The sequence below is a fragment of the Acinetobacter sp. ANC 4648 genome (assembly GCF_002135345.1).
Taxonomy (GTDB): domain Bacteria; phylum Pseudomonadota; class Gammaproteobacteria; order Pseudomonadales; family Moraxellaceae; genus Acinetobacter.
Window position 1 is genome coordinate 130,921 of record NZ_NEGI01000004.1, and the last position, 19,473, is coordinate 150,393.

A 19,473-nucleotide genomic window follows, 5' to 3' on the forward strand; every position below is an offset into this window, starting at 1 on the left:
ATGAATCAACCTGAAAATTTATTACCTACACATCAAGATTCTTTAATGATTCAAGCGGATGTTCTACTGCAAAAAGCAATTGAAGCATGGGCTCAATTACGCCTTCAGCAACCTTTAGTACAGTGTATTACCAATAGTGTCGCCAGCAATTATGCTGCCAATGTACTGCTTGCAGCAGGCGCTTCTCCTGCCATGATTGACAATCCATTTGAAGCGATGAGTTTTGCCAGCATCGCAGCAGCATTAAGTATTAATTTAGGTACGCCAACGACTGAACAAATGCAAGCCATGCAAATTTCAGCAGAAACGGTCGTAAAAAAAGGTACGCCTTGGGTTCTAGACCCTGTCGGTTATGGACCCTTTTTAGAATGGCGCAGTGAAATGGTCGATCAGTTAGTAAAACTAAAGCCGACGGTTATTCGTGGTAATGCCTCTGAAATCAGTACATTGGCAGGTAGCCAAGTCATATCAAAAGGGGTAGACAGTACGTTAAAGAGTACTGAGGTTTATATTCAAGCCAAAAGCTTATTACAACACGCTGAATGTATTGCTATTTCGGGTGAATCAGATTTTATTTTATCTAAAGAATTAAATATAGTCATTCAAATCAATGGTGGCAGTTATTTACAACCTAAAGTCACCGCAACCGGTTGCGCCTTAGGTGCTTTAATTGCCGCCTATAGCGCAGTTTCAACACCTACAATTGCCGCTATTGCTGCGCATGTGCATTTTGCGATTGCAGGAAAATTAGCTTTTAGCAAAACACAAAGTGTTGGAAGTTTTAATGTGGCATTTTTAGATGAAATTTATGAAATAACTGCTGAGAAAATAAATAAATATGCAGATATTCAAATTTTAAAATAAATAGAAAGGACTAATTAAATTAGTCCTGATTCTATCTAAGCGATAATTACTTAAAACTTCACAACTATCTTACGATAATCCACTTTTGGCATTTCGGTTAATTCAACACAGAGTTGCACTTCTAAACCATCTGCCAAATAAGCATTAAAGGATTGTAGAAAAGCACTCAATTGACCTGCAATCAATTGTTTCTCTTGTGGATTACGACCAGTTAATATACAGATATGCACATGGATATAGGCTTGCTGATTATCCCCAAAGCCAATCACAAATTCAGAATGAGCACGAATACGAGTTTTTATGGCATTGGCATGATCAATTAAGCCAGTATCAAACAACGCATGGTTTAAGCCCAACATCAATTTTTCAGTATCTAAATTCTGAATATTGTCTGAATAATCAATAATCATTTGTGGCATAGCATCCATCCTTTTTACTTATTTAATCTGCACGATACAATTAATTTATTGGTCGAGCTCAATCATGAACCCTACCGATCACTATTCAACAAATAATAAGGCCAATCGCACCTGATCATAGCCCATACGAGGGCTAGTCGCTTCCACAATCGGGCGTAACTTAATTGCCCCATCATCACCAAAATGATCAGGACTTTTACGTTTAATTAGTTTTTTATAAATTTTCCGTACTTCTTCAACTACTTCCTCACCAGGACTTGCCACCGAAATATCTAAACCTTGTTCACGGTGTAATCTGGCCAAATGGTTAATAATCGTCGCTGGGGTTAAACCACGTTCAACCGCAATATCTTGTATTTCATAACCTGATTCAAACAGTTCACGCGTTTCATCCAGTGTTGCAGAACCATAATTTGCCTTACCTGAATTTTTGGCAATTTTCTTTTCATTTCTTTCAATTTCAACAGCGTTTAACGTTCCACCACAATGCCGAATAAAGGCATTATGTTGCACCGTCAGATCAACATCTAAATAATTGACTTCTGCTTCAGTAGATAATTCTTGAAAACGGCGATCGGCTTTAATCGCTAAACTATCTAATTCCAACGCTTGATCATTAAAGCCTAAAAGTTTGAGACCATTAATAGATTTTAAGCGTGACAGTGCCACATAGCCTTGTCCTTTTTCGAAGGTATTTGATAAATTAATTTCAGCAGCTTCCAAGGTCATACCTTGTGATTTATGAATGGTAATCGCCCAAGCTAAACGTAGCGGGACTTGTTGCAAACTGGCAATGGTTTTACCCGCATCATTGTCCACTGACCACGTTTCTGGTTCTACCACAAGAACAGTGCCATCAGTCATTTTTACTTTCGGCAAAATACCATGTTCATCATCTTCCTCGAAACCAATCACCTCACCCAAACTGCCATTGATATAGCCCATATCAAAGTTATTTTTTACAAACATGACCTTGGCATGTTTTTTTAAGGTCAGCTCATCGGGTGCACGGACTGATGACTTTAGGGTATCAATTAATTTGTCATTGCCATCACACACTGCTACAAATTGATGGCCATCGCCCTCAATCGCATTCAAATGCTGATAATTAATACTATCGACATCCATATTATGGGTATATAAACGGGTAAAGGTCTCACCCACAGCTTGATGGCGGGTTTTTTCTAATTCTTTTTTATGCTGGGGTAAAATATCCTGAGCGCGAATTGCATTCAAAATATCATTCAGTGCAGAATCATCCTGACGATGTTGTTCCGTTAAATAACACACTCGAAATTTGGCTTCGACCCAAGTATTCGACATAAAACAAAATTTATCTCGATTTTTTTCATCATTACGTCCAACTGGTGGTAACTGAAAAAAGTCGCCAGCAACAATCACTTGAATTCCGCCAAATGCGTCATCGGATTCTTTAAAATATTTTAAAACTTGATTAACCAAATTCAACTGTTTCGCATGTAACATTGAAATTTCATCAATAATCAATACTTGTGCACTTTCTAAATGTTCTTTTAAGTATTTACGTTCTTTCATACGCTTTAAGTCATCATCAGACAAAAAGTCTTTTATTCCAATACCCGCCCACGTATGGATAGTCATTCCATTCATATGTGTCGCTGCAATTCCAGTCGATGCAGTAATCGCAACGGGAACTTTACGGGCTTTTAAATAATTAATATATTGATTGAGCGTATAGGTTTTCCCCGCACCTGCCGATCCGGTCAAAAAGACATTTTCACCCGATTTCATTAATTTCAGTGCAGTTTCTTGTTTCATAACAACCTAACCTCTTTGGACGGCTATAGCCTAACGGCTTTTTCAGCAAAAGTTAAGTTTTCCCTGTATTATCGTTGTGCTTCTATACTACGTTGTCGCAATATCAGGTTAAATTCTGCAACAAATAGCCGTGCGATATTTAAACTGTGTATATCTGCATCACGATTATTCGGAAATTTTAACTGTTCTAGACTCAGTTGATCATATTCATAAAGACAACCTAAGGTTAAATGCAAACTTGGATCTTGTTGTGAGGTCATATGAAAGGCCACATATTCCCCATCGGACATCCGTTGACTATATGCTACTGCAAGACAATGGTTAAAATCGGCAGATTCATGAATAATTCGGTCTAATTGATGCAACTCTTCAAACTGCCAATCACCATAATACATATACTGTTCAGGCGATAATCGCACCCATTCATTGGCTCGAATTCTTAAACGCAACTTATTTAAGGTTGTTTCATGCTGTAATTGTTGATGCCAATGCACAGCTTGCTGAAAAAGTCCCGACCAAGTGACCGATTTCTTAACTTCTTTATCATGTAGAAAAAAATCGACCAAATAGTCGGCCACATAAGAATCAAATACACTAATACGGCGTGAAAAATTAAGTGCAGGATGATGAAATGCCTGTCTGAAATCCGAAGCACTTAATTGCTGTTTTTGCAAGGTACTGAAAAAACCACGATATTCATGGGTTTTAGGATCAATAAAAGCAATTAAATCTACATTTAAACCGTCTACAATTTTTTGTAAAAATTGCATATAAGCTTGCATGACCCGACTCTGCTTTTGAAACACCTGTTTGGCAATATAGACATTATCTTCAGAAACCAGCTGTAACAAATCCAACCATTCTTCCAAATAAAGTACAGAATTTGAAATTCGTTGTGTATGCATCAGCTGAGAAATTTCACTGTCTAAACTATATTTTTGATTACGAGGATGATTAAACCAAAAATGTGTTTTTGCATACGCATGACATTCATACACAAACAAACGCGCTGAAATATCACGAAAATATTTCAGCGTCAGTAAAATCACTTGTGGATGAATTTTACTGGTATCCACGAAACTCAGGGCCGTAATAGCCATTGGTACACTCGGCTTCCCTATATTGCGACTAATCCAATCAATCACTAAACAGTCTTGTTTAAATAACCAATTTACGGTACGTTGATAGGCAAATATAGGTAAAAAATTGAGCTGGCTTTCATCCCAGTACGGACATTTTTGATTTAAGAAATTTTGTTTAGAAAATAAATCATTATGCTGCCAATAACCACGAAGCATTAAGTTGGTAAATCCAAGCACATTTGGTTGTTCAATAGCATGCTGCATTAATAATTGCATATCTTGTTGCCGCTCAATCATATCAATCAGGCGAAAACTCGCTAAAAATTGAGTTTCAACAATTCTAAACAAAGCCTTAGGTAACAACGCTGAAGCCGAGAAACATAACTGATCATAGATTGGTAATAACTCATTAATTCGAACAAAGCTTTCTCCTTGAACTGAATTAATTAAGCATAAGTGCTTGATATTCAACTCCACTTGCAGTGGAACCTGTTTACCCTGCTGAGCAAATGCGGTTAAATAAGGTTGAGTATAATAATTTTCCGCAATAAGCAATCGATCAATTTCTATCGCCTCTTTTTCTGAAATAGTATACAGATATTGTTCAATTCGACTTTCACCATCCACCCATACAAAGATCTGCTCAATCAAGGTCTGCCTTAAAACTTGTGTTTTGGCTTTCACCGTAGTTGGATGCTGTAATACAAAATTTCCAGTGAAAAAAGGAATTTCGAGTAAAATGAATTGAGCAATTTTTTCGAAAGACTGATGTGGAAACTTACTTTTAATCTGAAATAAGGGTTCAGTGTTACTGAAATGAATATTCCACATGCCATTGGCAATGGACAATACATGCTGTTCCGTATCAATTCGTAGCATATTTTGCGCAGTCACATCTGCAAGATAAAACCATTGATCTTGAAAGATTTGCATTAAATTTGCAGAAATATCTAATAACTTTCGTGCAGTCTGCTGATGATTATTTAATACATTTAGTTGAACCATTTGCTCCATGATTTTGCCTAACTCATCTAATAATATCCGCCCAACACAAAATAGGAGCGTATGCTAAATAAATATATTCTGTGCTTTGCAGTATAAGTCTTTTCAATAAATCTTAATGATTTTTCTACATAAATCTGTACTTATTTGGTTGTAAAAAACTAATAATAAAATATTTTTTAAAATAATATCAATATCTTAACCAACACTAAAGTTTGGTAGGTTTTAAGTAGGTGTCTAAAAATCAAACTTAGTTCGATACTCGGTCTTAAGGTGATGAGCACCTAATGAAAAATTGAAATAACAATGATGGTAGAAGGAATCGCACCATGTCATTTAAAAATATTGCAGATCAAACTAACGGTTTTTATATCCCTTGCGTATCACTTTTTGGACCTGGCTGTGCCAAAGAAGTGGGTGCCAAAGCACAAAATTTAGGTGCAAAAAAAGCACTAATTGTCACCGATGCTGGCTTATTCAAATTTGGTGTGGCTGACATTATTGTCAATTATCTAAAAGAAGCGGGTGTCGATAGCCATGTATTCGCAGGTGCTGAGCCCAATCCAACAGACATCAATGTATTTAATGGTGTAAATGCCTACAATGAAAACGGTTGCGATTTCATCGTTTCTCTCGGTGGTGGTTCATCACATGACTGTGCCAAAGGAATTGGTCTTGTGACTGCTGGTGGTGGCAATATTCGTGATTATGAAGGTATTGATAAAAGCTTAGTCCCAATGACCCCTCTAATTGCAATTAATACGACTGCGGGTACAGCTTCAGAAATGACTCGCTTCTGTATTATTACCAATACAGATACCCACGTTAAAATGGCTATTGTCGATTGGCGTTGTACCCCATTAGTTGCCATTGATGATCCTAAACTAATGATTGCCAAACCTGCTGCTTTAACGGCTGCGACAGGTATGGACGCACTTACGCATGCCGTTGAAGCTTATGTTTCTACAGCTGCCAACCCTATTACAGATGCATGTGCTGAAAAAGCAATTACTATGATCAGCCAATGGCTACGTTCAGCTGTAGCAAATGGTGAAAATATTGAAGCTCGTGATGCAATGGCCTATGCACAATATTTAGCTGGCATGGCATTTAATAATGCTTCTCTTGGTTACGTGCATGCTATGGCACATCAATTGGGTGGTTTCTATAATCTTCCACATGGCGTGTGTAATGCCATTCTATTACCGCATGTCTGTGAGTTTAACTTAATTGCATGCCCACAACGTTATGCAAAAATTGCTGAACTTATGGGCGTTAACATTAAAGATTTAACCGTAACAGAGGCTGCTTTTGCTGCAATTGCAGCCATTCGTGAACTGTCAGAATCGATTGGCATTCCATCGGGTTTAACTGTACTTGGCGTGAAAGAAGCAGACCATGCAGTTATGGCTAAAAATGCACAAAATGATGCTTGTATGCTGACCAACCCACGCAAAGCCAATGAAGAGCAAGTCATTGAAATCTTTAAAGCGGCAATGTAACTTCGGCTTAAAACTCTATTTTTAAGGTTGTGCTTTTGGAATATCATGTTACGTGATATTCCTTTTTTATATTCCATGCATCGTGAATGCAAAATAATGACTGCTATTTTGACAATTTAAATTGTCGATTTCTACAATCCTCTATACAATCATTAAAAATCGTATGGAATACGTCACAATGAAAACAGTGGTAATTACAGGTGCTAATACAGGAATTGGCTTAGCGACCGCCACAGATTTTATCAAAGATGGGCATCATGTCATTATCGCCTGCCGAAATACAGAGAAAGCTGAGGATGCTAAACAGGAACTGGAGTCTTTTGGTGTGGGTAAAGTTGAAATCATCAAACTTGATTTAAATAGCTTAGATCACATCAATCAAGCCGCAAATCAACTTATTCAAAAATATAAAAAAATAGATGTTTTGATTAATAATGCAGGCATGATGACTCCTGAACTAGAATCAACTGTAGATGGTTATGAAAAACAATTTGGAGTGAATTATCTTGGACCATTCTTATGGACCATGAAACTACTTCCCTTAATCAAGAATGCCGAGCAAGGTCGTGTAATTCACCTTGCTTCGATGATGCATCTAATGAGGAGTATTCAACCTCAGCATTTTAAAGCAGATCAAGTCGCAAAATATAATGGTGTTCTCAGCTATGCCAACAGTAAATTAGCCAACTTATTATTTAGTAATATTTTAGCCCAACAGCTAAAAGGAACCAATGCCACCAGCAATGCACTCCATCCCGGTGGCGTCGATTCTGAGATCTATCGCAAATTACCTAAATATCAATATAATTTGATCAAACTGTTTCTCATCCCCACATCAAAACCTGCTGCTCTCATTAAAAAAATCGCATTTGATCCATCATGGAACAAACGTAATGGTGATTATGTCAGCTTACAGACGCCTGCTTTTAAGTCCCGTAAAGCCAAAGATATGCAACTCGCTCAACAACTCTATGATCAGTCCATGCATTTAATTCAAGCTTATTTATAATATTCAATAGGAAAGATATTAAATCCTCCCTATGCTTGAATTACGTATTATTCACCCACAAATCCAGATAAAAAAGAGAACTTAAGCATGGCTAAGACAATACTGATTACGGGTGCCAATGCAGGCATCGGACTACAAACAGCTGAAGATCTCATCAAAGAAGGTCATCACGTTATTTTGGCATGTCGTAATTTTGAAAAAGCAGAACAAGCTAAATTGCAATTAGAGTTACTCGGTACAGGAAAAATTGATTTAATTCAGCTAGATTTAAATAGTCTCAAGCAAGTGAATCATGCAGCTGAAGACGTACTGAAAAAATATGAGCATTTGGATGTGATCATTAATAATGCTGGGTTAATTTCAACTCATTTAGATTCGACTGAAGATGGTTTTGAAAAGCATTTTGGCGTGAATTACTTAGGTCATTTTCTATGGACTTTAAAACTTTTGCCTTTACTTAAAAAGTCGGCACAAGGCCGTATTATTCACTTATCATCTATAGCACACTGGGTCGGCAGTATACAACCGAATAAATTCAAAGCAGAAAATAATAGTAATTATCATACCTTCCTCAGCTATGGCAGTAGTAAATTACAAAATCTGTTATTTAGTAATTTACTGGCACAACAACTTGAAGGAACGAATGTAACCAGTAATGCTCTGCATCCTGGTGTGGTTGATTCTGATCTTTATCGTCAGTTACCTAAATTTCAATATATGTTTGTATCACTCGTCCTCATTCCACCCGCCAAGCCAGCCAAATTAATTAAGCAAATGGCTTTAGATGCGTCTTGGGCCAATAAAAATGGCCAATATGCCAGTGTCCAAACCCCTGCCATGACCTCTCCCAAGGCTAAAGACATGCAGTTAGCACAAAAACTCTATGATTTATCCTATGATTTGGTCAAACAATATTTGTAATAGAGCAGATACCTAAAGTTTAAAAAATCTTCATTAATGATCAATATATTGACAAAAATGTGTTGATCATTAAAGATCAAACACGCCAATAAAAACATATGAGTATAATAATGACCGTATCCTCCCCTATATATCAACCTGATGTCTTAGGCACAGGCTATGAGCAAATGACGTTGAATTTTCCAGATGATTATGAAGGTAAAGTGACTGCAACTTTAATCCGAAAAAAAGCAGTGCAGAAAACCCATAAAGCCGTTTTATACATTCATGGATTTATTGATTATTTCTTTCAAACCGAAATGGCTGAACAATTTAATCAGCATGGCTATGATTTTTATGCACTAGATTTACGTAAATATGGACGCTCACATCTACCACATCAAAAATTTTATAATGTACGAAAAATTAGTGAATATGATGCTGAAATTAACAAAGCTTTAGAAATTATTGGCAATGAAGAGCATGATTCTGTATTGCTCGCTGGTCATTCTACAGGTGGCTTAATCACAACATTGTATGTGGCACATCATCCTGAGCACCCACTAATTAAAGCACTTTGGGCAAACAGTCCTTTTTATGACTTTAATATGCCTTTATGGAAGAAAAAGCTGGCTTTACCTCGGTTAAGTGCTTTAGGCAAACACTGCCCAAATATCAAGTTTCCAAGTGAACTCAATAAATTCTATGTCCCTAGTTTACATAAGGATTTCCATGGTGAATGGAACTTTAATTTAGATTGGAAACAAAATACCTATACATGGGTCTATTTAAGTTTTGTTCATGCCATTTTTGAAGCACAAAAAGAAATTCATCAAGGTGCTTCAGTTTCCGTACCTACATTGGTCATGCATTCTCATCAGACCACCTATCCCAAAAAATGGAATAACGATGCTCAAACTAGTGATGTCATTCTAAATATTAAAGACATTAAAAAATATACAAACAAATTACAAGGTGATGTCAGTGTAATTACAATTAAAAATGGATTACATGATCTAGTGCTTTCTGCACCAACAGTACGCCAAGAAGTTTATCGCCAACTATTTGAATGGTTAGAACAGAAAAATATTTAACAACAGACTTTTATAATATCTCATCAATGTTCGTCTTTATATTTCATGAGCATTTGATGGGATGGATGCCCAATTGGCGTGAGCTCAATCAAACGTTCAACAGCATCGATCGCTTCTGGAAAATGTGCTAAGTGTTTTAGCAGAACATCGGTATCATGTGCTTTAAAAATAGCTTCACTCAATCGTGATTCTAAACAATCCCGCCATGCGCATAAAAATGGACTTTCTGTTTTAGATAAAAACACGCCTCTATACAGCTTTAACGCCGATCCAGTATATCCAGCATCCAAAGCATTTTCTGCTTGTAAAAAATCAGCCTCTACATGCGCCAGTAAGCGATAAGGTCGTGATCCAAGCATCCCACCTAAAATATCTCTCAACTGTGACATTTCTGCTTTTAAGGTGCCTAGGCTAACTTTGCGCTCACCATACAAAGCTTGATGTAGATTTTCAAGATTCATCCCCTGTGGGCATAAAGCAAGAATCGTCAAAATTTCAATTTGTCGTGGAGTCAGTACCACAATTTTGCCATTAAACAAAACTTGCGGAACAGCAAAGGCACGGATAAATAGGTGTTGTTGTTGATATTCAAGCAGTGCAGATTGAATAATGGATGCACAACGTTCAGCTGCCAACAAACCTAAACTATTATGATTATTCCACGTAGTCGATAAATCAATAACCCCCAAAACTTGTTTGGAATAAGGGTCAATAATTGGCGCTGCATAACAAACCCAATCATGAATGGAAGACATATAATGTTCATTAGAAAATACACAGCTTGATTGTTGAGTTTTAAGGGAAAGCGCTAGAGCATTGGTTCCAACCAAGTCTTCACGCCATTGTCCTCCTTCAATAAAATGGACTCGTTCAGCTGCATTACGCATTTGCCCACTAGCCGCTGACCAAATAATCGTACTCCCAATATCACCGACCGCAGCAACCATCGAAGATTGTTCAGCAATATGCTTTAAGTCATCCCCACAATACTCAATCGCAACTTCTAAGGCACTTTTCTTCATGTGTTTTTGATTAATTAACGGTGCGGCTTCCCGATTTTTGGGAATCTCTGCTGAATTTGAACGTTGCCACGAACTTACAATACTTTGTCCAAGTTGATCCGCATGCTGTAAAGATAAACTACTATTTTGTCTTAAAATTTCAATTTGATGACGCTTCTGTAATAACGCTTGTGTGTTCAACATAATCAACATTCCTTGGTCATTTTCTATAGCGCCAATTGATCTACAGCTTATTTTTGCTTATATCTTATCCAGTCCAAGATTAATGTAACTTATACTAAAGCGATACGTCTCTTTAAAATTGTGACAAATTTACAATAGATAAAAAATACATCCAAAACTTATATTCTAACTACAAGTTAATCTAATTTTCCTCCAACCTTTCTCCAACCTTTGAGTTCATATGCTCAAGGCATGATGTAAAACATAGCTGATTCTAGTTATACCCGCAGCATTCACAATCACGTTTGATAAAAAATAAGTAAAGGGAAATTCTTATGCGTTATGTAGATCCAAACCAACCCGGTTCAAAAATTCAATTTAAAGCGCAATATGAAAACTTTATTGGTGGCCAATGGGTCGCGCCAGTTAAAGGAGAATACTTTGAAAATATCTCTCCTGTCGATGGCAAAGTATTTACAAAAATTCCACGTTCTTCGGCAGAAGATATTGAGCTTGCACTTGATGCTGCGCATAAAGCCAAAGAACAATGGAATAAATCCTCTCCTACTACACGCTCCAACATGCTGTTGAAAATTGCAGATCGTTTAGAAGCGAATTTAGAGCTGTTGGCTGTTGCTGAAACTTGGGACAATGGTAAACCTGTACGTGAAACATTAGCTGCGGATATTCCTTTAGCCATTGATCATTTCCGCTACTTTGCTGGCTGTATCCGTGCACAAGAAGGTGGTATTTCTGAGATTGATGAAGATACCATTGCTTACCATTTTCATGAACCATTAGGTGTTGTGGGACAAATTATCCCATGGAACTTCCCAATTCTAATGGCAACATGGAAACTTGCACCAGCATTGGCTGCCGGTAACTGTATCGTTTTAAAACCAGCTGAACAAACCCCTGTAAGTATTCTGGTCCTCGTTGAACTCATTCAAGACCTATTGCCTGCTGGTGTATTGAATATCGTGAATGGTTACGGCGTTGAAGTCGGTCGCCCATTAGCAACCAATCCACGTATTGCCAAAATTGCATTTACAGGTTCAACTGCGGTTGGTCAGCAGATTATGCAATATGCAACTGAAAATATTATTCCTGTGACCTTAGAACTCGGTGGTAAATCTCCAAACATCTTCTTTGAAGATATTATGGATAAAGATGATGAGTTCTTAGACAAAGCACTTGAAGGTTTTGCAATGTTTGCTTTAAACCAAGGTGAAATTTGTACATGTCCATCTCGTGCATTAGTCCAAGAAAGTATTGCCGATAAATTCTTAGAAATGGCTGTTGAGCGTGTAAAACGTATTAAGACGGGACATCCTTTAGATACTGAGACCATGATTGGTGCTCAAGCATCTCAAGAACAGCAAGAGAAAATTTTAGGTTGTATTGCAACAGGTCGTGCTGAAGGTGCTCAAGTACTTACAGGTGGTGGTGACCGTCATGAAGTGGGTCAAGGCTTCTATATTGAGCCGACCATTTTTAAGGGCAATAACAGCATGAAAATTTTCCAAGAAGAAATTTTTGGCCCTGTACTTTCTGTTGCGACATTCAAAGATTATGACGAAGCAATTAAAATTGCTAATGACACTATTTATGGCTTAGGTGCAGGCGTGTGGTCGCGTTCTACACATACCGCTTACCGTGCTGGACGTGCAATTCAGGCTGGGCGTGTATGGACTAACTGCTACCATATTTACCCTGCACATGCTGCATTTGGTGGTTATAAAAAGTCTGGTATTGGTCGTGAAAACCACAAAATGATGTTAGATCATTATCAACAAACCAAAAATTTATTGGTGAGCTATTCAACGAAAGCAATGGGCTTTTTCTAATTTTTTGATTGTAGATTTGAATATTAAAAAGCGAACTTTAGTTCGCTTTTTAATATTCATAGGCAGTAACGAATAATTAAAATAATACTAAACATCATTCAGCATTATTATTTCTATAATTCTGCGGTGTATTTCCTAAATGCCGCTTAAACATCGCACTAAATGCACTGGAATTGGTATAACCCAATAAATTTGCTGTACGTGAAATAGATTCGCCCTGTGCTAAATAACTCAGTGCCAACACAATATGCATATGCTGTATCCATGCACGATAAGATAAGCCCGTATCTCTTTGAAATAATCTAATCAATGTTCTTGAGCTTGTACCAACTCTATCTGCCCATGTATTCAAATCTTTTACGTCATCTGGATGATCTAATAACATCTGACAAATCAAAATGAGACGTTTATCCCGTGGCCATGGTATTTCAATGGGGAAAGTCGATGCTTGTTGAATTTCATTAAAAATGAGCAGTTGTAATGCTTTTTCTAAGTCATCATCATAAGGATTTTCATTTTTTTCTATTAAATCAATTTGGTTTAGTCTAAGTACTAATTCCCTCAGTAAGTTGGTCATTCTGACTAAAAAGCATTTGCTCCCTAACTGTAGGGCTGCTTTTTCTTCAACTAAGGCAGTACTGAGTCTTACTTGTCCGAAGGAAATAACACTATGTTGTAAAAATGCAGGTATCCATAATGCGCAATACGGAGGAATAATCCAAATATGATCAGTAGTGTGAACACGAATACTACCTTCAGATGCATAAAGCAATTGAGCACGTGAATGATTATGGGGAGCAATAATACTGCCATGGCTATGCTGTGAGCCCATAGAAATCACAAGTTTTGGACTGGATTCACCGCTTTCATTCATTATTTACACGTCTCATATTTTTTGTCACTTATACAATGTATTTTGGAATATAGATGTTAATACGACAAATTATAATAACAAAAATTGCTTCTCCAAAGGAAATGAGCTTCTTCATGGAATCACCAATTCAAGTCAATCAAAATACAGCCATAACCCCATCAAATAGCGCTCCTAAAATGGTGGGTTCTATTCTTGGTGCAGTCGCCTTAGCACATCTACTTAATGATTTAATTCAAGCTGCACTTCCAGCAATTTATCCCATGCTAAAATCTAATTTTGCATTAAATTTCACACAAATTGGCTTAATTTCATTGGTATATCAAATAACTGCATCTTTATTACAGCCATGGATCGGACTATACACAGATAAGCATCCCAAACCGTATCTTTTACCTTTAGGAATGGTTGTTACCCTTTTAGGAATTGGCTTATTGGCTTTTGCAAATAGTTTTCATATGCTGCTTATTGCCGCATCGCTTATTGGTATTGGGTCTTCAACATTCCATCCAGAAGCATCACGTGTCGCCAGAATGGCATCAGGCGGACGTTTCGGTACAGCTCAGTCTGCATTTCAGGTTGGAGGGAACACGGGATCTGCAATCGGACCGCTATTGGCAGCGGCCATTATTGTACCTAATGGTCAGGCGGCAGCAGCTTGGTTTACCCTCATTGCCTTGTTCGCAATTTTTGTTTTATATAAAGTGAGTAAATGGACTGTAAAACATGCTTTAACTCAAGTAAGTCACAACACTCAGCTATCAAGCTTCAAGTTACATGGCAACACTTTGGTTCGTGCTTTAATGATTATTTCTATCTTAATGTTTGCTAAGTTCACTTACATTGCAAGTTTGAGTAATTATTATACGTTCTACTTATTAGAAAAATTTCATTTAAATTTACAGGATGCTCAACTCTATTTATTTGCCTTTCTGGCCGCTGTCGCTTTAGGTACATTTGCTGGTGGCCCTATTGGTGACCGCATAGGACGAAAAGCCGTAATTTGGATCTCTTTCTTGGGTATGGCTCCATTTGCCTTACTTTTACCCTATATGAATTTGTATTGGACTTTAATTTTTACCATGATTTCAGGTTTAGTTATGTCTTCTGCTTTTTCTGCGATGGTAGTATATGCACAAGAAGCTGTTCCTGGACGCGTAGGAATGATTGCAGGACTAATGTTTGGCTTGATGTTTGGTATTAGTGGTATTGCAGCAGCAGCATTAGGCTATTTAGCAGATAAAAATGGTATAGAATGGGTGTTTACTCTATGTTCTTTTTTGCCTCTACTTGGAATTGCAACAATATTTTTGCCCAATACTCGCCTCAAACATCAATAATTTTAAAGCGTATCATTATTTAAATAAATTTATTCATATTTAAACAATGCCTAATTATCCATGATTAGGCATTGTTAAGTTCTACCGCAAATAAAAATCAAAACATTATTTCTCTCACAAATTATAAAAACTTTATGAATAATGAAATTCAGCTTTAACTATAAAATTTTCAATCGCTTCGGTAACCTGTTTGCGATGACTTAAAATTCCCCGATATTCTACTGCTAGAGTATTAAAAGTAATATTGGTTGCCCACTCTGTCATACCTTCACACAAATGACTTGGTACAAATGGATCTTTACTCATATTAAGCATCTGCACGGGAATATTGGTCTAAGCTTTAATAAAATAGGTTAATGACTCAAGGCCAGCTCTACAAAATGTAAATGGTCGATGCCCCAAAACATTTCATCATTTACAAACCACGTTGGTGCACCAAATACACCACATTCAACCGCTTCTTCTGTAACCACTTTAAGTTGAGCTTTAACTTTTTCATCATTTAACCACGATTGAACTTGCTCACTTTCCAAGCCCAACTCACTCGTTAATTGAATAAATTCTTGCTGATCATTCAAATTTCGTGGGACACAGAACATTGCATTAAACAAGCCTGTAGTCACTTCAATAAATCGTTCTGGTTGATACAATTGAACGGCTGTAACCAAACGCATCAACATTAAAGTATTAATGGGAAAATGAGGATTCATCTTCACTGGAATATCCCAATATTTAGACCAACGCTTTAAATCTAACATGGAGTATTTAGCTTTAGCAGGCACCATCAATGGGCTACTATTTCCCGTTGCTTTAAATACTCCACCCAAGAGCATCGGCTTCCATATAATGTCAGCATTTTTTTCCACTGCAAGTTTTTGTATCTGATAAAAACCTAAATAGCTGTATGGACTGCCTAAATCAAAATAAAATTCCACTTGTTTCATTTTATCTCCCTATAATTCATAAAAGTTCATTAATTTTAATAAGTAAGCTTTTACCATTTTTCCATCCATGGTCTTAAATCTAGCTCATGCGTCCATGCATCCCGTGGTTGCTGTGCAAGATGCCAATAGTTTTCTGCAATATGCTCTGGATTTAAAATTCCATCTTGAGATTTTTTGGCATAAATTTCAGGAAAAGTGGTTTCAATGAATTCAGTATCAATAGCACCATCAACCACAACATGTGCCACATGAATATTTTGTGGTCCTAATTCTCGTGCCATACTCTGCGCTAAAGCACGCAAGGCATGTTTTGCTCCTGCAAATGCTGCAAAATATGCACTTCCACGTAATCCAGCCGTTGCGCCAGTAAAAATTATAGTGCCTCTTTGACGCGGGACCATTCTTTTGGCTACTTCACGACCGACTAAAAATGCACCAAAGCAGGCCATTTCCCAAATTTTAAAATATTTTCGAGCCGTTTCTTCTAAAATACTACAAGGTACGTTGGCTCCAATATTGAAAACCATAACATCAATTTCACCAATATTTGATTCAATCTCTTCAATTAACTGAATGACTTGTTCTTCTTTTCGTGCATCAGAACCAAAAGCATAGGCCTTACCTCCTTGCTGTTCAATTTCGTTCACCAAAGTTTTTAGTTTATCAACATTACGCCGCGTCATACAGGTGATATATCCACCTTGAGCAAAACGCTTCGCAATAGCACCACCAGTCGCATCTCCTGCACCAATGATTAAAGCGACTTTATTCTGATTTTTTTGCAAACTCATATCTTGTAACTGATTTAAATCATCGCTCATGTTATGTGTCCTTTTATTACATAACCATCGTTATCATAATGAATACTATGTTATAATTTTTAACCAGTCAAATAGCATTTTTGTGATTAAATCATGCGCTATAAATTAGGATATAAAGAAGAAAAACGTAAGCAATTACTCCATATTAGTGGGAAAATTGCAAAAAAAGAGGGTTTTAATACCACAGGCATTGATACTTTTATGAAAGCCGCAGATGTTACCAGTGGTGCTTTCTATTCACATTTTTCTTCAAAACATGATTTGTTTAAATCACTCATTGCAGCCGAACTAAATCAAAGTATTAGCATGTGGCACAACAACCCCCATACAAAACCAGAAGAATGGATTGATTTTGAATTAAATCGCTACCTTTCTATCTCTCATGTAAATCTTGCTGAGCATGGTTGTGTACTTCCATCATTGGCGACAGAAATTGCTCGTTCAGATTTGGATACCCAAAGAGCCTATCAAACTGAATTCATGAAAGGCCATCAAATTTTTGTACAGCATTTAGGGAGTGAAGAAAGAGCTTGGGGCGTGATGTGTCAATTAGTCGGTGCTATTTTAATGGCACGAAGTATGGCCGATGATACTGTAAAAATAATGATTCTAGAATCGATTAAAAAAAGTATTAAAGCGATGCTAAGTTGCTAATTAAAATGTTGAAAACTACTATTTAAAACGACAAATTGTTTCAAAAGTACCTTTTTTCTTTTATTCCTCAGCAATTTTAAGATACATTCATGCTGATCTAAAAATTAAACTGATATGCCATGACCTCTTCAGACTCGAATTTCCCTAAAACAATTTATGCCATTCAACATCTTGCTTTTGAGGACTTAGGTTCACTGGAAGATGTATTTTATCAACTTGGCTATAGAGTTCGTTATTTTGAAGCTGGAATTGATGACCTTAGTCCAGCATTACAACACAGAGGTTTAACCATTATTTTAGGTGGCTCAATTGGCGTTTACGAAACTGAAGACTACCCTTTCTTAATTGATGAAATTGATTTACTCAAACAACGATTAGCTCAAAAACTGCCGACTATCGGAATTTGTTTAGGGGCTCAATTAATTGCACATGCCTTGGGTGCAAAAGTCTATACCGGTCACAAAAAAGAAATCGGTTGGAGCACCTTAGATATTCGTTATGCAAACAATAATATTTTAGCACCTTTATCGGATACACCAGTTCTCCATTGGCATGGTGATACTTTTGACTTGCCTAATGATGCTATTTTATTAGCCAGCTCTAAAATTTATAGCAATCAAGCCTTCCAAGTTGGGGACAATATCCTCGCATTACAATTCCATTTAGAAGTGGCTGCCAATAGTTTAGAAAAATGGTTAATTGGCCATACCTGTGAATTGCGCAAAGCAAAAGTAGATATCAATACATTACGTCAAGATAATCAAAACTACGCTGAAGCACTTGAAGATAAAGCACAAGAGATTATTCATCAGTTTGTTTCAACATTAAATAAGCAATCAACTTAACTTTAGAACTCAAATTATTACGTTTGTAGCAATTTTTATTCGTAAAAAGCACCATAATGATGGTGCTTTTTTATATGCAAAAATAGGATTCATTACTTCGTAGCAGATATAAATGCCTCAGTTATAATATTTACAGTGATCTTATCTTCAATATTTATGATATTGCATTTATTATAATAATCAAATACTTAAAACATAACAACGTTAATTTAATGTTTTTAAAAACTTATCTATAACTGTTTATTCTTTTATACATGTCCTCTTATGATTCACAATTTAAACATAAAAATAAAAAACATGGCTCTATTTCTACGTTGAATATACGACCGAGAAAAGTAAGTTTTTTTATGTACGTATTTAAATACTACTTTAATAAAAAAGGCTGTTTAATAATATCTTAAACAGCCTTTCCTATCTTTATTAATTCTATTTCATTTGAGCTTAGCGAGTTACTCGTTCCCAAGCATCTTTTACTGCGGATTTAGCTTCATTCCAACTTAAACGAGATTTTTTCTTCATAAGCTCCCATTTACTTTTAAGCTCATTTTCAACATCTTCAAAACGAGTTTCTGGAGAATAGTCATGACGAGTAGAATAACCTAAACGATAAGCTTCTTCATAATCCTGATTATAATCTAAATCGCTATATATAATTAAGGTTTCAGCATAGTATGGAGTTGTTTTAACTATCCCACGCCAATAAGCATCTTCTTCGGTAGGATCGACTACTTCAGCTAAACCTTTACCAGCTAAGCCACCTACAACAGCTCCAACCACGCCGCCGACTATAGCACCAACTGGGCCACCTAATGCACCAGCTACTACTCCTGTAGCCGCACCACCCACAGCTGCGCCTACACCTGTTCCTACTGGATGAGCTCCTGGTTCACCTGTTATTGGATCTGCATTTAGCTCTTTTCTTTGCTCTTTAGGTAATTCTTTAACAATTTCACGATTAATTTCTGGTTTATTAGAACTTGTCATATTAAATACCTTTTCTTAAATGTGTAATTCAAAAACTTTCCATCATTACTAGAAAAATACGCTTTTATTAAGCGAAGAAACTAAACCATAATCTAGTTTCACATCTAATTAATACAATCTCTTTTAATGTTTTTTATATTTTTTTGTATACTTACCAATGCACACAATTACTTTACCAATCAACTATTTTATCTAAATTCATTACATTAAATTATTATTGGTATCTCAACAATATACTTTCTATAAAAAAGACTATAAGACTCTAGGGAGTTCCTCGTATTTGACAAACACTGTACAGCATCAGATTTATGTGA

At 36.5% G+C, this 19,473-nt stretch carries 18 protein-coding genes; 9 read left to right on the top strand and 9 right to left on the bottom strand.

All coding sequences use genetic code 11. The features are described 5' to 3' along the window. A complete protein-coding gene (thiM, locus tag B9T27_RS08355) occupies positions 1–864 on the top strand; it encodes a hydroxyethylthiazole kinase (protein WP_086206385.1) in 864 nt (287 codons plus the stop codon). 50 nt (positions 865–914) lie between these two features. Here thiM and B9T27_RS08360 read toward each other — a convergent pair whose 3' ends face one another. The 3 genes from B9T27_RS08360 to B9T27_RS08370 form a co-directional block, all read right to left on the bottom strand. Then, positions 915–1,283, bottom strand: coding sequence for a 5-carboxymethyl-2-hydroxymuconate Delta-isomerase (locus B9T27_RS08360; RefSeq protein ID WP_086206386.1), 369 nt, complete (start codon positions 1,281–1,283; stop codon positions 915–917). A gap of 81 nt (positions 1,284–1,364) precedes the next feature. Further along, entirely contained in the window at positions 1,365–3,080 is a 1,716-nt protein-coding gene (locus tag B9T27_RS08365) for an AAA family ATPase (RefSeq protein WP_086206387.1), read from the bottom strand. A gap of 68 nt (positions 3,081–3,148) precedes the next feature. Continuing rightward, positions 3,149–5,176, bottom strand: coding sequence for a hypothetical protein (locus tag B9T27_RS08370; protein WP_086206388.1), 2,028 nt, complete (start codon positions 5,174–5,176; stop codon positions 3,149–3,151). Between the two features lie 317 nt (positions 5,177–5,493). Here B9T27_RS08370 and mdh point away from each other — a divergent pair, with 317 nt between their 5' ends. The 4 genes from mdh to B9T27_RS08390 all read left to right on the top strand — a co-directional run bounded on the left by mdh (position 5,494) and on the right by B9T27_RS08390 (position 9,669). After that, entirely contained in the window at positions 5,494–6,666 is a 1,173-nt protein-coding gene (gene mdh, locus B9T27_RS08375) for an iron-dependent methanol dehydrogenase (protein WP_086206389.1), read from the top strand. Positions 6,667–6,844: 178 nt separating this feature from the next. Continuing rightward, entirely contained in the window at positions 6,845–7,675 is an 831-nt protein-coding gene (locus tag B9T27_RS08380) for an SDR family oxidoreductase (protein ID WP_086206390.1), read from the top strand. A gap of 87 nt (positions 7,676–7,762) precedes the next feature. Next, positions 7,763–8,596 carry an SDR family NAD(P)-dependent oxidoreductase gene (locus B9T27_RS08385; protein WP_086206391.1) on the top strand — a complete coding sequence of 278 codons (834 nt, stop codon included), beginning with the start codon at positions 7,763–7,765 and terminating at the stop codon, positions 8,594–8,596. 110 nt (positions 8,597–8,706) lie between these two features. Further along, on the top strand, positions 8,707–9,669 hold the full coding sequence (locus B9T27_RS08390) for an alpha/beta hydrolase (protein WP_086206392.1): 963 nt from the start codon (positions 8,707–8,709) through the stop codon (positions 9,667–9,669). Between the two features lie 23 nt (positions 9,670–9,692). On the opposite strand, the gene B9T27_RS08395 is transcribed toward B9T27_RS08390, so the two are convergent. Further along, positions 9,693–10,874 (bottom strand): transcriptional regulator, encoded by a 1,182-nt coding sequence (locus tag B9T27_RS08395; protein ID WP_086206393.1) that lies wholly within the window; start codon positions 10,872–10,874, stop codon positions 9,693–9,695. 314 nt (positions 10,875–11,188) lie between these two features. Here B9T27_RS08395 and B9T27_RS08400 point away from each other — a divergent pair, with 314 nt between their 5' ends. Beyond that, entirely contained in the window at positions 11,189–12,700 is a 1,512-nt protein-coding gene (locus B9T27_RS08400; protein WP_086206394.1) for an aldehyde dehydrogenase family protein, read from the top strand. A 94-nt stretch (positions 12,701–12,794) separates the two neighbouring features. Here B9T27_RS08400 and B9T27_RS08405 read toward each other — a convergent pair whose 3' ends face one another. Then, entirely contained in the window at positions 12,795–13,574 is a 780-nt protein-coding gene (locus tag B9T27_RS08405) for an AraC family transcriptional regulator (RefSeq protein WP_086206395.1), read from the bottom strand. Between the two features lie 113 nt (positions 13,575–13,687). Here B9T27_RS08405 and B9T27_RS08410 point away from each other — a divergent pair, with 113 nt between their 5' ends. After that, positions 13,688–14,911, top strand: a complete 1,224-nt coding sequence (locus B9T27_RS08410; protein ID WP_086206396.1) for an MFS transporter — start codon at positions 13,688–13,690, stop codon at positions 14,909–14,911. 132 nt (positions 14,912–15,043) lie between these two features. Here B9T27_RS08410 and B9T27_RS14885 read toward each other — a convergent pair whose 3' ends face one another. The 3 genes from B9T27_RS14885 to B9T27_RS08420 are packed head-to-tail and all read right to left on the bottom strand — an operon-like array spanning position 15,044 to position 16,676. Then, on the bottom strand, positions 15,044–15,217 hold the full coding sequence (locus B9T27_RS14885; RefSeq protein WP_171263368.1) for a hypothetical protein: 174 nt from the start codon (positions 15,215–15,217) through the stop codon (positions 15,044–15,046). Between the two features lie 47 nt (positions 15,218–15,264). Beyond that, a complete protein-coding gene (locus tag B9T27_RS08415; RefSeq protein WP_086206397.1) occupies positions 15,265–15,855 on the bottom strand; it encodes a 2-hydroxychromene-2-carboxylate isomerase in 591 nt (196 codons plus the stop codon). Between the two features lie 50 nt (positions 15,856–15,905). Continuing rightward, positions 15,906–16,676 carry an SDR family oxidoreductase gene (locus B9T27_RS08420; protein ID WP_228146178.1) on the bottom strand — a complete coding sequence of 257 codons (771 nt, stop codon included), beginning with the start codon at positions 16,674–16,676 and terminating at the stop codon, positions 15,906–15,908. Between the two features lie 93 nt (positions 16,677–16,769). Between B9T27_RS08420 and B9T27_RS08425 the strand changes: the two genes are divergently transcribed. Together B9T27_RS08425 and B9T27_RS08430 are read left to right on the top strand one after the other, a co-directional pair. After that, on the top strand, positions 16,770–17,330 hold the full coding sequence (locus tag B9T27_RS08425; RefSeq protein WP_086206398.1) for a TetR/AcrR family transcriptional regulator: 561 nt from the start codon (positions 16,770–16,772) through the stop codon (positions 17,328–17,330). A gap of 119 nt (positions 17,331–17,449) precedes the next feature. Further along, positions 17,450–18,175 (top strand): glutamine amidotransferase, encoded by a 726-nt coding sequence (locus B9T27_RS08430; RefSeq protein WP_086206399.1) that lies wholly within the window; start codon positions 17,450–17,452, stop codon positions 18,173–18,175. Between the two features lie 441 nt (positions 18,176–18,616). Here the strand turns inward: B9T27_RS08430 and B9T27_RS08435 are convergent, their stop codons facing one another. Then, complete coding sequence (locus tag B9T27_RS08435) at positions 18,617–19,159, bottom strand: hypothetical protein (protein ID WP_086206400.1); 543 nt, start codon at positions 19,157–19,159, stop codon at positions 18,617–18,619. Positions 19,160–19,473 lie beyond the last annotated feature (314 nt).